Below are 13,410 nucleotides of genomic sequence, written 5' to 3' on the forward strand. Positions count from 1 at the left end.
CACCTCCGATGGCGGCGCGGGCCGTGCGGTCAAGATGCATGCTTACCATGACCCCGCTCGTCATACGCTGTCTGGTGAGGAGCCTTGATCCGCCCCCCCGACGGCTAGCCGAGGGCTCGTCGATATCGATGGCTCCGAGCCCCTTATCGCGCGGACACCTTGTCTATCAAGGACTTCCCAGATCACGTCACTGCGCCAAACTTCTATCTTGGCGGCGCTGGCATGCTCCCAAAAGAGCTGCCTCACGCGCTGGCGAGCTTCCCCAACCGAGCATTCGCAAACATCAACGAAGGTCGCGACCTCATTGTGAGCCAAGCATACGAAAGTGAAGGTCTCGTGCCGGTCCATTAGCGTAGCTTACCGCAACGGAGAGGCGACGCTGTCCGGAAGCCGACTTACGCGAGCTATTTCAACGGAACGTAATTCGTATTTTGGCCAGAAAGGCCGAGCCATGGCACGAGCGCCCGCCGTAGCGTGTTCTGCTCAAATCGCTCGGTTCTCCCCCGCGGATTGGTACCAATGATATGCAACCATGAATGACACCGACCCGCTCGCATAGCATACGAGCCTGTCAACGCCTGATCGGCGCGGCGTAGTTCGCTGTTGCCGACGCATGCCGCAGAAGCAGCGTTAGTCCACTATTCTGTGGTCGCAAGCGCCTTGGCGGCCGGGGTGCTTCTCCATCTGTCCACGAGATCTTCAGAATAGACGACCCGTTTGCCGATCTTCTGGAAGGGCGGCCCTATGCCCAACCACCGATATGTCTGCAGTGTCTTCACGGTCAGTCCTAGCCGCGCCGAGACATCTTGAGTGTCCAGCCACCTGGCCTTGATCACTTCGCCGAGGAGGGTTCGCACCGGCTCGACGTCTGCCTTGGTCAGCGCTGCGAAATCCGTGACCCCCTCTGTCTCCGTAGGAGGACGTCCCAACAGTTCGGCGATCTCTCCAGAGATGCGCTGGGCGGCGTCTTGAATGGGCCCCGCCGCCAAGTGAGCGTAGCGTTCGGTCGACTTGGCGCTGCGATGCCCGAGCAGCGCGCCGATCACCAAGAGGCTGTCGCCGGCGTTTGCGCCGAAGCTGGCGAACGAATGCCGCAGGTCGTGAATACGGACATCGTCCAAGCCCGCGGCCTTTCGCAACCGCACCCACGCCTTTTGGATATTGACCAGCCGACCTTCCCGCCCCGGGCCTGGCAACACGTAGGGGTTACCCTCCACCGCAGGGATCTCACGGAGCAGATCCATGACAGCGCCACCGACATGGACCACCTTCGCGCCGGTCTTACTGTCGAGCAGGCGCAGGCATTGGTTGGGGTAGTCGATGCACCGGCGCTCAAGCTCCAGGATCTCGTTGCGCCGACAGCCCGTCATCACCAGGAGCCGAATGGCGGCGATGGCATAGGGGTTCTCGACACCGACGGCCTCGGCCGCCTGCAGCGCCTCGCCGAGCCTGACGAGCTCGTCCGGCGACAGAAACCGGTTTAGCTTGCGCTCAGTGTACTTGGTCACGCCGGCGGCGGGATTGTCGCCTCGAACACCGTTGGCGACGCCATAGCCGAATGCCGCCGAAAGGGTCCTCACAACACTGTTGGCGGCGCCCTTGCCGCCCCGGACGCGTGACAGGCTTCTCTTCTTGGCCCCCTTGTTCGTCCGCGCGGTCTCCCCGTTGGCGATATCGACGAGAAGCTTTTCGATATCCGCGCGGATGATGCTCGTGGCCTTCCGGTTTCCGAGCCTAGGCTTGACGTGGTTTTCGAAATCCGCGCGCGCGGCCTCCCGTGAACTGGCTTTGCGGGTGGCCAGGCCAAACTCGAGATAGAGATCACAAAGCTCGGCGACCGTCGGGTCGGACCGGCGCTCGATCTTCTCGGTCTGGACGTCGACATTCGTCACCACTTGGCCCAGGAGCCGGCGCGCTTCAGCGCGAGCCGTCTCGACGGTCCAGGGAGAGCCGTTCGGCCCAATGACGTACCGGCGGCTGCGACCTTCGTGCCGGTACTGCAACACGTAGGTCTTATGTCCGGTCGGAGTGACCTTCAGGCCAAAGCCGGCGACCTCGCTATCCCAGACGAAATAGTCCGCCTTGTGGGCGGTTAGGGCGGCGACCAGCCGCAGCGTGAGCTTGCGTCCGCGCATGATTATGCCCCTCCGATGGAGGAAGCGCCCGCGCGAGCAACAGTGGGCCATGGGCCCAAGCTCTTGTCATCAGTAAGCGAGGGGTAAGCGACGGGAAGCAATTGGCGGGAAACGGTGGGAACGTCCCGCAATGCCCCTCTTGACAGAAGGGCAACAAAAACAATAGATAGAACTACATGAGAATATTCGTCTAAGTCATTGAAATTGCTTGGTAAGGCTGAGGTCCAGGGTTCGAGTCCCTGTCGTGGCACCATGGGGGTCCAAGCATGGCTTGGACCCCCACCATTCCGAAGAGATCCCCAACATTTAGAAGCCCGCCAGGCGGCGTTCGCGCGCCTAGTCGCTCACTTTCACGAACGTGGCGATGTGCGCGGCGCTCGAGACCGGATGCTGGTGCTGCGGCCCATGGCCGGCGTTGGGATAGGTCAACATTTGCAAGGTCGGCAGCTGGTCGTTCAGCGCGTACCAGTTCTCGATCGGACAGATCAGGTCGTGGTCGCCGCCGATGTGCAGGATCGGGATGGTCGTCGACTTCAGGATCGCCAGGATCGGCGGGGCCGGGAACGGATTGGCCTTGGGCTTGTCGCCGATGTTCAGCGCGGCCCAGCGATAGGGTACGAGCGGCGCGCGCTCGGCCGTGCGGGCGGCGATGCGGTCATGGCTGGCCTTGGCGGCGGCGCGGCTGGCGGGCGCGTTCGGCTCGAAGAACAGGATCACCTCGTCCTCGAAGTCGTTCTCGCGGGCCGCGACCTCGTAGAACAGCGGCTCGGCCAGCTTGACCGCTGGTCCTGGCGGCGCCGTACCGATCAGGACGAGGTGGCTGATCTTGTCCGGAAAGATCGACAAGGCCGCCTGGGCCGCGACGCCGCCCAGCGACCAGCCCAGCAGCACCACCGACTTCAGCTGCAGGGCCGCGATCAGGTCGCCGGCGTCCTTGGCCCAGGCGAACGGGTTCAAGGTGGGCTCGCCGGTGGAAAGGCCCAGCCCGGAATAGTCGAAGGTGATGACTCGGAAGCCCTGGGCGGCCAGGCTGTCCAGGAACAGCGGGTCCCAGTCGTCGATCGTGCCCCGGAAGCGGGTGCACAGCACCATGGGCTGGCCCGAACCGACGCTGCGATAGGCCAGCTTTCGGCCGCCGACGTCGACGTACTGGGTGGGCGCGTTCACCGCGCCGCTCGCGGCGCGCGCGACGCTTGGGAGCCCTGCCGCGAGGGCGGTGATCAGGGCCGAGCCTAGAAGGCCGCGCCGGGCGGTCGTGAAGTCCTTGAGAGCCATTCTGATGTCCTCGTGTCAGGCGTTCAGGTGCGTGCGGAAGAAGGCGTGGGTGCGCCCGTTGGCCGTCAGGGCGTCGGCCTCGTCGTAGTGGTCGCCGCCGGGCCGGGCGAAGGCGTGGTTACGGCCCGGATAGACGTGGATCTCGACATTGGGCTGGTCGCTCAGCGCGCTGACGATCGTCTCGCGCGCGGCCGGGCCGATATATTCGTCCTCGCCGGCCAGATGCATCAGCAGCGGACAGCTCACCTGCCCGCCCTCGCCGACAAAGCGCTCGGCCCCGCCGGGGTAGTAGGCGACCGCCGCGTCGGGCTGGCCTCGCGCCGCGCCCAGGAAGGTCAGCAGGCCGCCCAGGCAGTAGCCGGTCAGCCCAACCTTGCCGTTCGCCCCTTCGAGGGTCCGCGCGGCCCCGATCGCGCGCAGGATGTCATCGGCGCCCTGGTCGAAGTCGTAGCGGCCGTAGTAGTCGAAGCCCTTCTTCCAGTTGGCCTCGGTATGCTCCGACAGCGACAGGCCCGGCTCGAACCGCCAGAAGAGATCCGGACAGACGGCGATATAGCCCCGCACGGCGTACTCCGCCGCGATCTGGCGGATGCCGGCATTGACCCCGAAGATCTCCTGCAGGACCACGATGACCGGCGCGGGGCCAGGATCGTCGGGACGCACGACCAGCGCCGTGAATCGGCCGTCGCCGGCCTCGATGGTAAGCACCTCTTCCATGGTCTCAGGCTCCGTTGCGGGAGCCGTCAGACTGCGTCAGGCGCCGCCGGGACGATTGAACGAAGTCATGGTGAGCTCGCGGCCCCGCCATCGATCGTCCGCCGACGGATCGACCGCGCCGCCCGTCGCAAACATTTCACATAAAACCGGACCCCAAAACTGTCCCCGGCAGGCGCTCGCCGCCCTCCCCCCGCCTGACGATCGCGGGGAAGCCTCCCCGTCCCGTCAACAGACCCAAAGGGATCGGGGCCATGAAAAAAGCCATCAAGTTCAACCTTCTGACCACGACGGCGCTGTCCGTCGCGCTGTTGGGCGCGGCCCAGGCGCATGCGGCCGAAACGCCCGCCGCCCCCTCGGCGCCGGCCGCCGAGCCGGCCGCGGACGAGATCGAGGCGATCGTCGTCACCGGCTTCCGCGACAGCCTGCTGCACGCCCGCGACCTGAAGCGTAAGGCCGTCGGCGCCGTCGACGTCATCGTCTCCGAGGACATCGCCGCCTTCCCCGACCTGAACCTGGCGGAATCGCTGCAGCGCGTGCCGGGCGTGACCATCTCGCGCGACAGCGGCGAAGGCCGCCAGATCACCCTGCGGGGCCTGGGCCCCGACTTCACCCGCACCCAGCTGAACGGCATGGAAGTGCTGGGCAACACCGCCTCGGGCATGGACAACCGGGGCGGCGTCAGCCGCTCGCGCGCCTTCGACTTCAGCCTGTTCGCCTCGGAACTGTTCAACCGCGTGACGGTGCAGAAGTCCTACGCCTCGGAGCAGGACGAGGGCGGCATCGGCGGCACGGTGCAACTGCAGACCGCGAAGCCGTTCGACTATCCGGGCTTCAAGGCCGTGTTGTCGGCCAAGGGCCAGCGCAACAGCAACGCCAACGACAAGATCACGCCGCGCGTGGTCGGCCTGATCTCGAACCGCTGGGGCGACTTCGGCGCCCTGGCCTCGATCGCCTATGGTGAGACCGACTCCAACGAGTTCGGCTATCGCAGCTACAATTGGGGTCGGATCCGCGCCAATCCGGGCAATATCGGCTCGGGCGTCAGCGCCGCCGACGCCGCGCGCCTGACGGCCGCCACCGCGACCATCTTCGCGCCGCAGGCCAACACCTATTCGACCTGGTTCGACCACCGCGAACGCCTGGGCGCGACGCTGGCCCTGCAGTACGAACCGGGCGACAAGCTGAAGCTGGCCTTCGACGGCCTGTACAGCCAGCTGGAAAACAGCCGCCAGAACTTCTCGCTGGCCACCTCGGGCGTCAACAGCCTGACCGGCAACATCACCGGCACGCAGGTGATGCAGACGGCGGTGATCCAGGGCGACACCCTGATCGCCTCCAGCTACACCGGCGTCGACATCCGCAGCGAGTTCAACCGCGAGGAAGACAAGACCAAGTTCTACCAGCTGGGTCTCAGCGGCTCGTACCAGGCCACCGACAAGCTGCTGCTGTCGGGCCTGATCGGCTATTCGAAGTCGGACTACGCCCTGCCGGTCTTCGACAAGGTGTTCCTGGAATCCAAGAACTACGCCTTCAGCTTCGACGACCGTCCGAGCATGCCGGTCAATACCTACGGCGCCGGCCTGACCGATCCGGCCAAGTGGGACCTGATGCGGATGGACACCCAGGAGAACAAGATCTCCTCGGAATACACCAACGCCAAGTTCGACGTGGCCTTCGCCGCCAACGACATCTCCACCCTGAAGGGCGGCGTCTCGTACAAGAAGTTCGAGAACTACGGCGCGCAGTGGGGCGATAAGCAGTTCCGCAACGTCCCGGCCAACACCCTCATCCCGAACAACCTGAAGATGGTCGTCCCCTTCAAGTCGCTGGGCGCCTACATCGTCGGCGACGTCGATCCGGTCTACGCCCAGATCGGCCAGACGCGTGACCTGGAAGCCCAGGGCGCGAAGTTCGCCACCCCCGGCACGGCCTTCACGGTGACCGAGGAGACCAAGGCGGCCTACCTGCAATACGACCTGAACACCGAAATCCTGGGCAAGGGCGTGCGGGCCAACGCCGGCGTGCGCTACTACTCCACCGACCTGAGCTCGGACGGCACGCTGAACACCGGGACCAGCCTTCAGCCGGTGTCGATCAAGCACAGGTACAACGGCTGGCTGCCCGCCCTGAACGTGGCCGTCGACGTCAACGAAGGCCTTGTCGCCCGCTTCAGCGCCAACCGCGACATCAGCCGTCCGGCCCTGGGCGACCTGGCCGCCGCCGGCTCGCTGACCACCGCCCCGTTCGGCGGCACGATCAGCACCGGCAACCCGAACCTGACGCCGTTCACCTCGGACTCGATCGAAGGCTCGCTGGAGTTCTACGACGGCAAGGTCGGCGCGTTCACGATCGGCGTCTTCTACAAGAAGCTGAAGTCGTTCATCACGTCGCAGACCAGCATCATGCCCTACGCGCAGACGGGCTTCCCGCTGTCGTTCCTGCTGCCGGGCCAGGACGGCTCGATCCTGTACAATGTCAGCCGCCCGGTGAACGGCCCCGGCGCCGACATCCAGGGCCTGGAAGCCTCGTTCCAGCGTGACTTCGACTTCCTGCCCGCCCCGTTCAACCACCTGGGCGTCGTGGCCAACGGCACCTACGCCGACGGCTCCTCGCCGGTGCTCATCAGCGGCCAATCGGTGACCCTGCCGCTGTTCCAGCTGTCGAAGTACTCGGCCAACGCCACCATTTATTACGAGACGGATGCCTGGGGCATGCGCCTGTCGACCGCCTATCGGGACAAGTACCTGACCGGCGCCGGCGGCAACGGCAACATCGGCGACGGCTACAAGGCGACCAACAACATCGACTTCGCCGCCCACTACAACGTCCTGCCGAAGCTGAAGCTGACCCTGGAAGGCATCAACCTCTCCAACGAGCACAGCATCCAGTTCACCGACATCGCCACCGAGCGGACCACGGTGAACGTCAGCAGCGGTCGCACCATCCTGATCGGCGCGACCTACGAGTTCTAAGCCCTCTTTCGTCCCCTGAACTTGGCCGCCGTCCGCTCCCGGACGGCGGCCTTCTTTTTGTGCGGCGCGGGACCTTCAAATTACTGACATGCGCCGTTTGTAGGGGTTCGCCGTGGCGTCGGAAGCTTTGCCGGCGACCGGCTTGGGGACCTTGATGGCGGTACGGCGCGCCTGGCTCGCGCGATCCGGCTCGATAGCGAGTCTGGTCGCGGGCCTTTCGGTGACGGTCGTCGCCGCGCCGGCGTCAGCCGAGGCGCCGCGGCGCTTCGCCATCGCGGGCGGCGACCTGTCCCACGCCCTGAACAGCTTCTCCCGTCAGGCCGACGTGCCGGTCATGACCCTGGCCGATATCCGCCATCGCACCAGCCGGGGCGTGCGCGGCGTGCTGACGCCAAGCCAGGCGCTGAACCAGCTGATCGACGGCCAGAACCTGCGCGTCGTGGCGGCCGGCGGCGGCTATGTCCTGCGCGAAGCCGCGCCCGCCGCGCCGCCGCCCGCCGCTTCCGCGCCGCGTCACGCCCCCGCGCCCGAGGTCTCGACCCAGGTGGACGCCGTCGTCGTCACCGGCTTTCGCGAGACCATGCTGCACGCCCGCGACCTGAAGCGTCGAGTCGCCGGCGACCAGGAAGTGATCCTGGCCGAGGACATCGCCGCCTTTCCGGACCTGAACCTGGCCGAGTCCCTGCAGCGCGTGCCCGGCATGACCATCTCGCGCGACACCGGCGAGGGCCGCCAGATCGCCCTGCGCGGCCTGGGTCCCGACTTCACCCGCGCCCAGCTGAACGGCATGGAGGTCTCGGCCTCGACCGCCTCGGGCATGGACAACCGCGGCTCGGTCAGCCGCACCCGGGCCTTCGACTATTCGATCTTCGCCAGCGAGCTCTTCAACAAGGTCACGGTCTGGAAGTCGTACGCCGCCGACCAGGACGAGGGCGGCATCGGCGGCACGGTCGAGCTGCGCACGGCCAAGCCGTTCGACTATGCCGGCGACAAGCTGGCCTTCTCGGCCAAGGCCCTGACCAACAGCGCCACGGGCGCGGTCAGTCCGCGCTTCGCCGCCCTGGCGTCCAAGCGCTGGGGTGATGTCGGGGCGCTGGTCTCGGTCGCCTACAGCGAGAACGACGCCAACGAGTACGGCTATCGCAACTGGGGCTGGACCCCGGTGACCTTCGGCGCGGCCAATGTTGGGTCCAGCGTCGATCCGGCGGTGGCCGCCCGCCTGATCAACGGGAGCGGCGCCAATCGGGTCGTCATGCCGGTGGCCGCCACCTATTCGACCTGGTTCGACCACCGGGCGCGCCTGGGCGTCACCCTGGCCCTGCAATACGAGCCCGGCGAGCGCCTGAAGCTGGGCGCCGACCTGCTGTACGGCCGCCTCTCGAACGACCGCGACGAGTTCTCGCTGGCCGCCGCCGGCGACAATCCGCTGACCGGCGACGTCAAGGGAACCCAGCGCCTGCGTGCCGCCGAAATCCGTGGGAACAGCCTCGTCCATGCCGACTATTCCGGCGGGGTCGACCTGCGCAGCGAGCACAAGCGCTCGGAGGACTCGACGGTCTTCCTGCAAGGCGCCGTCAGCGGCGAATGGCAGGCCGCGGATCGCCTGCGCCTGCGCGGCCTGGCCGGCTATTCGAAATCCGACTTCGAGGGGCCGGTCTTCGACAAGATCTTCCTGCAGGCCAGCGACAAGGCCTTCAGCTACGACCTGCGCGGCGACGACGCGGCGGCCAGCAGCAGCTACGGCTTCGACCCCGCCGATCCGGCCCAGTGGAACCTGATGCGCGCCGACACCCGCGAGGATCAGGTCGTCAACCAGTTCACCACCGGCCGCCTGGACTTCGACTACCAGGCCGCGCCGACGCTGACCCTCGAGGGCGGCGTCCAGTACAAGGCCTTCCGCAACGACGGCTATACGCGGCGCGGCCGAACCGACTATCCGACCGGCGGCCCCGCGCCCCAGGCGGTCAAGGAACTGATCTTCGAGAAGTCCCTGCGGCCCTACGTCGTCGGCGATATCGAGGCGACCTTCGCCCGCCTCGGCGTGCCGCGCGACCTGAGCGCGGCCGACGACATGCCCGGCTCGGACTATTCGATCACCGAGAAGACCTGGGCCGCCTATCTGATGGCCCGCGCCAAGGGGCTGATCGGCGACAGGACCTGGCGCGGCGACCTGGGCCTGCGCTGGTACGCCACCGACCTGACCTCGGCCGGCATGGTCAATACCGGGACCAAGCTGGAGCCGGCGGTGCTGCGCGGCGCCTATGATGGCGTGCTGCCGGCCTTCAACCTGGCCATCGACCTGTCGCCCTCGGTGGTGGCGCGGGTCTCGGCCAACCGCAACATCAGTCGACCCAACCTCTCGGACCTGCGCGCGGCCGGCAACGTCAATTCCGCGCCGTTCGGCGGCACGATCACGGCCGGCAACCCGAACCTGCGCCCGTTCCTGGCCGACGCCATCGAAGGCGCGCTGGAGGTCTATCAAGGCCGCCAGGGCTATTTCGCGGTCAGCCTGTTCTACAAGCGGATGGACTCGTTCATCACCACGGCGACCAACTCGGTTGCGTACGGCTCGACCGGCTACCCACTGGAATTCCTGTCGCCCGGCAATGGACCGGGCACGGTCTACAGCTTCGTGCGGCCGGTGAACGGCGACGGCGCCTCGATCCGCGGGATAGAGCTGGCCCTGCAGCGCGATTTCGACTTCCTGCCCGCCCCGTTCGACAAGCTGGGTTTCGTCGGCAATGTCACCCGCGCCGCCGGCCGCTCAAACGCGCTGATCGACGACGTCTCGATCCAGCTGGACCTGTTCCAGCTGTCGAAATGGACCTCGAACGCCACGCTCTACTACGAGACCCCGCGCTGGGGCGCACGGGTCTCGTCGGCCTATCGCGCGGGCTATCTGGACGGCCCTGGCGGCAGCGGCTCGATCGGCTCGGGCTACAAGGCCAGCAACAACATCGACTTCGCCGCTCACTACAATACGGCTGGAGGCCTTAGAATCGTGGTGGAGGGCGTCAACCTGACCGACGCCCCGATCACCCAGTACGCCGATCTGACCGAGAAACGCCTGACCGCCCGCACGGTCAGCGGCCGCACCTTCACCCTCGGCGTGACCTACGAGTTCTGACGCCGCATGCGGAAAAGCATCTTCTCCCTGTCCCCGTTCGGTCGTCCCGCGCCTCTACTCCACATGGACGCGCGCACGACCATGCCGACCGGAAGCGCCATGACCGACATCATCGCGGTGCTGCGGCCCCATGAGCGCAAGCTCGCGGCCTATATCGTGCGCCGGTCCAAGGACGCGGGACGGGCCGAGGACATTCTGCAGGAGACCTTCCTCACCGTGATGCGCCAGGCGCAAAAGCAGGAGATCACCCAGCCGCTGGCCTATGCCTATCGGGTGGCGGACTCGCTGATCTATGCTCAGGCGCGGCGTGACAAACGCGAGGCGCCGATCGGCGACGAGGACTTCGGCTGCGACCTGCCCCTGCCCGACGCGGTGCTGGAGCACAAGCAGCGCGCGGCTGTGTTCGAGAAGGCGTTGAAGCGCCTCTCGCCCCTGCGCCGCGACATCTTCATCCGCCGTCACATCGACGGCCAGTCCAGACAAGCCATCGCCGACGATCTCCGGATCAATGTCGAGGCCGTCAAGAAACACCTCGTGCGGGCCATGGCCGAACTGGCCGGCGCGATGCAGGACGCGGCGGTCAACGCCGCGCGAGAAGGAGGCGGCCGCGATGCGCGCTAACGACAACTGGCGCCTGCCGTCCGAGGACGAGCTGGAGATCGCCGCCGACTGGGCGGACCGCCTGCCGGACCTGACCACCGCCGAACGCGCCCAGCTGGAAGCCTGGCTGGCCGGCGGCCCCGGCCGCGCCGCCGCCTTCGCCCTGATGCGCGACACCCAGCGCGACACCGCCCTGCTGGACGCCGCCGAACGCGTCCGCGCCGCGCCCCCCTTCACTGAACGCCTCGCCAAGCGTTCGATGCGTCTGGGCCTGATCGCCGCCGGCGTCGCCGTGGTCGCCGGCCTGTCGGCCGCCGTGCTGGTCCGCCCCTTTCCGACCGGGATCGAGAAGCCTCTCGAACTGGCCACGCCGCTGGGCCAGCGGGCCGAACACAAGCTCAGCGACACGTCCGTCGTCTCCCTGGCCGCCGACAGCGGCGTCTCGGTGCGCTACAGCCGCGGCGCCCGCGACGTGACCCTGAACCGGGGCGACGCGGTGTTCGACGTGGCCAAGAACGCCAAGCGCCCCTTCCGCGTCCAGGCCGGCGACACCCAGGTCACCGCCGTCGGCACGACCTTCGAGGTCGAGCTGGTCAGCGACGCCGTCCAGGTCCGCGTCTTCGACGGCGTGGTTCGGGTCAACCGCGACGGCGCCGAACGGCGCCTGGGCAAGGGCGAATGGCTGATGCTGGCCTCGAACCGCGCGCCGGTCGGCGGTCGCCTCGACTCGGGCAGCTACCAGGCCTGGCGCTCGGACTGGCTGGACGCCGACGGCCTGCCGCTAAAATACGTGATCGCCCGCCTGAACCGCTACACGGCCCAGAGCGTGGCGCTGCACGATCCCAGCCTGGGCGAGCTGAAGGTCACCGGCCGCTTCAAGCTGGACCGGCCGACCGAGTCGCTGACCATGATCGCCGCCCTGCTCGACATGCAGGCCCATCCGGAAGGCCGGCGGGTCTATCTGACGCCGCGGCGGGCGCCGGCGTCCTAGGCCGGCGTCAGCTCGATCAGCACCACGTCGTTGGCGCGCATGGGCATGTCGACGACAGCCTCGCCGCGCACGTTGATGACCTTGTCGATCTCTGGCCGGTCCTGGGTCAGGCCCTCCAGCTGGCGCTGCTGGTCGGCGGTCAGGGTCTTGGGCAGGCCCATGTCGATATAGGCGCTGTAGGCGTCGTTGGCGCGATAGCCGGTGCGGCGGGCGCGCAGGCGATAACGGCCCGGCTTCAGCCCCGCAACCCGCAACGTCAGCGGCTCGACATCGAAGGTGGGATGTAGACGCTGGTAGAACGGCCGGTTGCTGACCTTCTGGTCCGGCTGGCGCCAGGCATAGGCCAGCACCGCCACCCGCTCGCCGTCGCGCGCGGCGAAGACCTGGCCGTCGCGCGTCGCCAGAGCCTGGCCCCTGATGGCGTTCAGATACTTGTAGGCGAACCAGGCCGGCTTGCGGATCCCTTGCGGGTTCATCAGGCCGAAACCGCCCTCGAACGGCTTGGTCGGCGGCCCGGGCTCTTCGAACAGGTCGGTATAGGTCCAGTAGCTCATGCCCTGCGCCAGCCCCTGCGTGCGCCGCAGCTTCTCCAGGATGTAGGCGGCGCTGACGTAAGAGTCGTGGACGCTGTCGCGCGGCGTGTAGCTGGTGCTCCACTCGGTGAAATACAGCGGCAGGCCGGGAAAGGCCGAGGCCTGGATCTGCTCGCGCACCCGCCGCACGTCGCCGACCACGGCGTCGGGCGAGGCCGACAGCTTGGTGTCCTGCTCGCCCTTCTCGTCCAGGAACCCGCCCTCGACGCCGTAGGTGTGGGTGGTGACGAAGTCGACAGCGGAGCCGCTCCGCTTCACGTGGGCCAGGAACTCCGGGACCCAGGCCGCGCCGGCCGTCGAGGGGCCGCCGACCCGCAAGGTGGGATCGATCGCCTTGATGGCCCGGGCGGTGACGTCATAGAGCTCGAAATAGGCCTTCTGGTCGGCCTTCTCCCAGAAGCCGTCGAGGTTGGGCTCGTTCCAGACCTCGAAGAACCACGTCCTCACCTCTTGCTCGCCGTAGCGCAGGCGTACGTGCCGGACAAAGGCGTCGATCAGGTCGCGCCACGGTCCTAGCTTCGGGTGGGAAGTGTTGCCCTTCCAGTAGAAGATCGTCAGGTCCGAGGTTTTCATCGCCTCGGGCGTGAAACCCAGCTCGACGAACGGCTTGATCCCCTTGGCCAGCAGCGCGTCGTAGAGTTTATCCAGCCGGGTCCAGTCGTAGACGATCTTGCCATCCTTGACCTTCACCGTGCCCAGCACGTCGTGGAACACCGCGTGGAAGCGGATGTAGCGGAAGCCCAGCTCGTCGACGGTGGTCTTCAGCTGGCCCTGGCTGTCGTCGCGGATCAGCGTGCCGGGATAGTCCGAGCCGATCGACAGGTCGAAGAAGCGGTCGACCGGGCCGGTGGTCCTGGTCACGTCCAGCACGATCACGCGCGACGCGGGCGCGGGCGCGGGCGCGGCATGAGCCGTCAGCGGCAGGCTTGATATGGCGGCCAGCAGGGCGCGGCGCGACAGGCGCATGGTGTTCCCTTCCCTCTTTGTTGAGAGCAGGGCT

At 67.1% G+C, this 13,410-nt stretch carries 8 protein-coding genes; 4 read left to right on the forward strand and 4 right to left on the reverse strand.

The features are described from left to right. Positions 1–638: 638 nt before the first annotated feature. The 3 genes from ACW173_RS00155 to ACW173_RS00165 form a co-directional block, all read right to left on the reverse strand. Positions 639–2,135 (reverse strand): tyrosine-type recombinase/integrase, encoded by a 1,497-nt coding sequence (locus tag ACW173_RS00155; RefSeq protein ID WP_492082884.1) that lies wholly within the window; start codon positions 2,133–2,135, stop codon positions 639–641. Positions 2,136–2,471: 336 nt separating this feature from the next. Continuing rightward, the gene (locus ACW173_RS00160) at positions 2,472–3,410 is read right to left on the reverse strand and encodes an alpha/beta fold hydrolase (RefSeq protein ID WP_492082885.1); all 939 of its coding nucleotides are present in this window, start codon (positions 3,408–3,410) and stop codon (positions 2,472–2,474) included. A gap of 15 nt (positions 3,411–3,425) precedes the next feature. Next, positions 3,426–4,127, reverse strand: a complete 702-nt coding sequence (locus ACW173_RS00165; protein ID WP_492082886.1) for a dienelactone hydrolase family protein — start codon at positions 4,125–4,127, stop codon at positions 3,426–3,428. Between the two features lie 251 nt (positions 4,128–4,378). On the opposite strand from ACW173_RS00165, the gene ACW173_RS00170 reads away from it, so the two are divergent. The 4 genes from ACW173_RS00170 (at position 4,379) to ACW173_RS00185 (ending at position 11,817) form a co-directional block, all read left to right on the forward strand. Continuing rightward, the gene (locus tag ACW173_RS00170) at positions 4,379–7,099 is read left to right on the forward strand and encodes a TonB-dependent receptor (protein ID WP_492082887.1); all 2,721 of its coding nucleotides are present in this window, start codon (positions 4,379–4,381) and stop codon (positions 7,097–7,099) included. A 154-nt stretch (positions 7,100–7,253) separates the two neighbouring features. Continuing rightward, positions 7,254–10,226, forward strand: coding sequence for a TonB-dependent receptor (locus ACW173_RS00175; protein WP_492082888.1), 2,973 nt, complete (start codon positions 7,254–7,256; stop codon positions 10,224–10,226). Between the two features lie 99 nt (positions 10,227–10,325). Next, positions 10,326–10,847 (forward strand): RNA polymerase sigma factor, encoded by a 522-nt coding sequence (locus ACW173_RS00180; protein ID WP_492082889.1) that lies wholly within the window; start codon positions 10,326–10,328, stop codon positions 10,845–10,847. Continuing rightward, positions 10,837–11,817, forward strand: a complete 981-nt coding sequence (locus ACW173_RS00185) for a FecR family protein (protein WP_492082890.1) — start codon at positions 10,837–10,839, stop codon at positions 11,815–11,817. The genes ACW173_RS00180 and ACW173_RS00185 overlap by 11 nt, the downstream gene beginning before the upstream one ends. Here the strand turns inward: ACW173_RS00185 and ACW173_RS00190 are convergent. Next, a complete protein-coding gene (locus tag ACW173_RS00190) occupies positions 11,814–13,376 on the reverse strand; it encodes a GH39 family glycosyl hydrolase (RefSeq protein WP_492082891.1) in 1,563 nt (520 codons plus the stop codon). The genes ACW173_RS00185 and ACW173_RS00190 overlap by 4 nt on opposite strands. Positions 13,377–13,410: the final 34 nt, after the last annotated feature.

Source organism: Caulobacter sp. ALps2 (genome assembly GCF_058681635.1).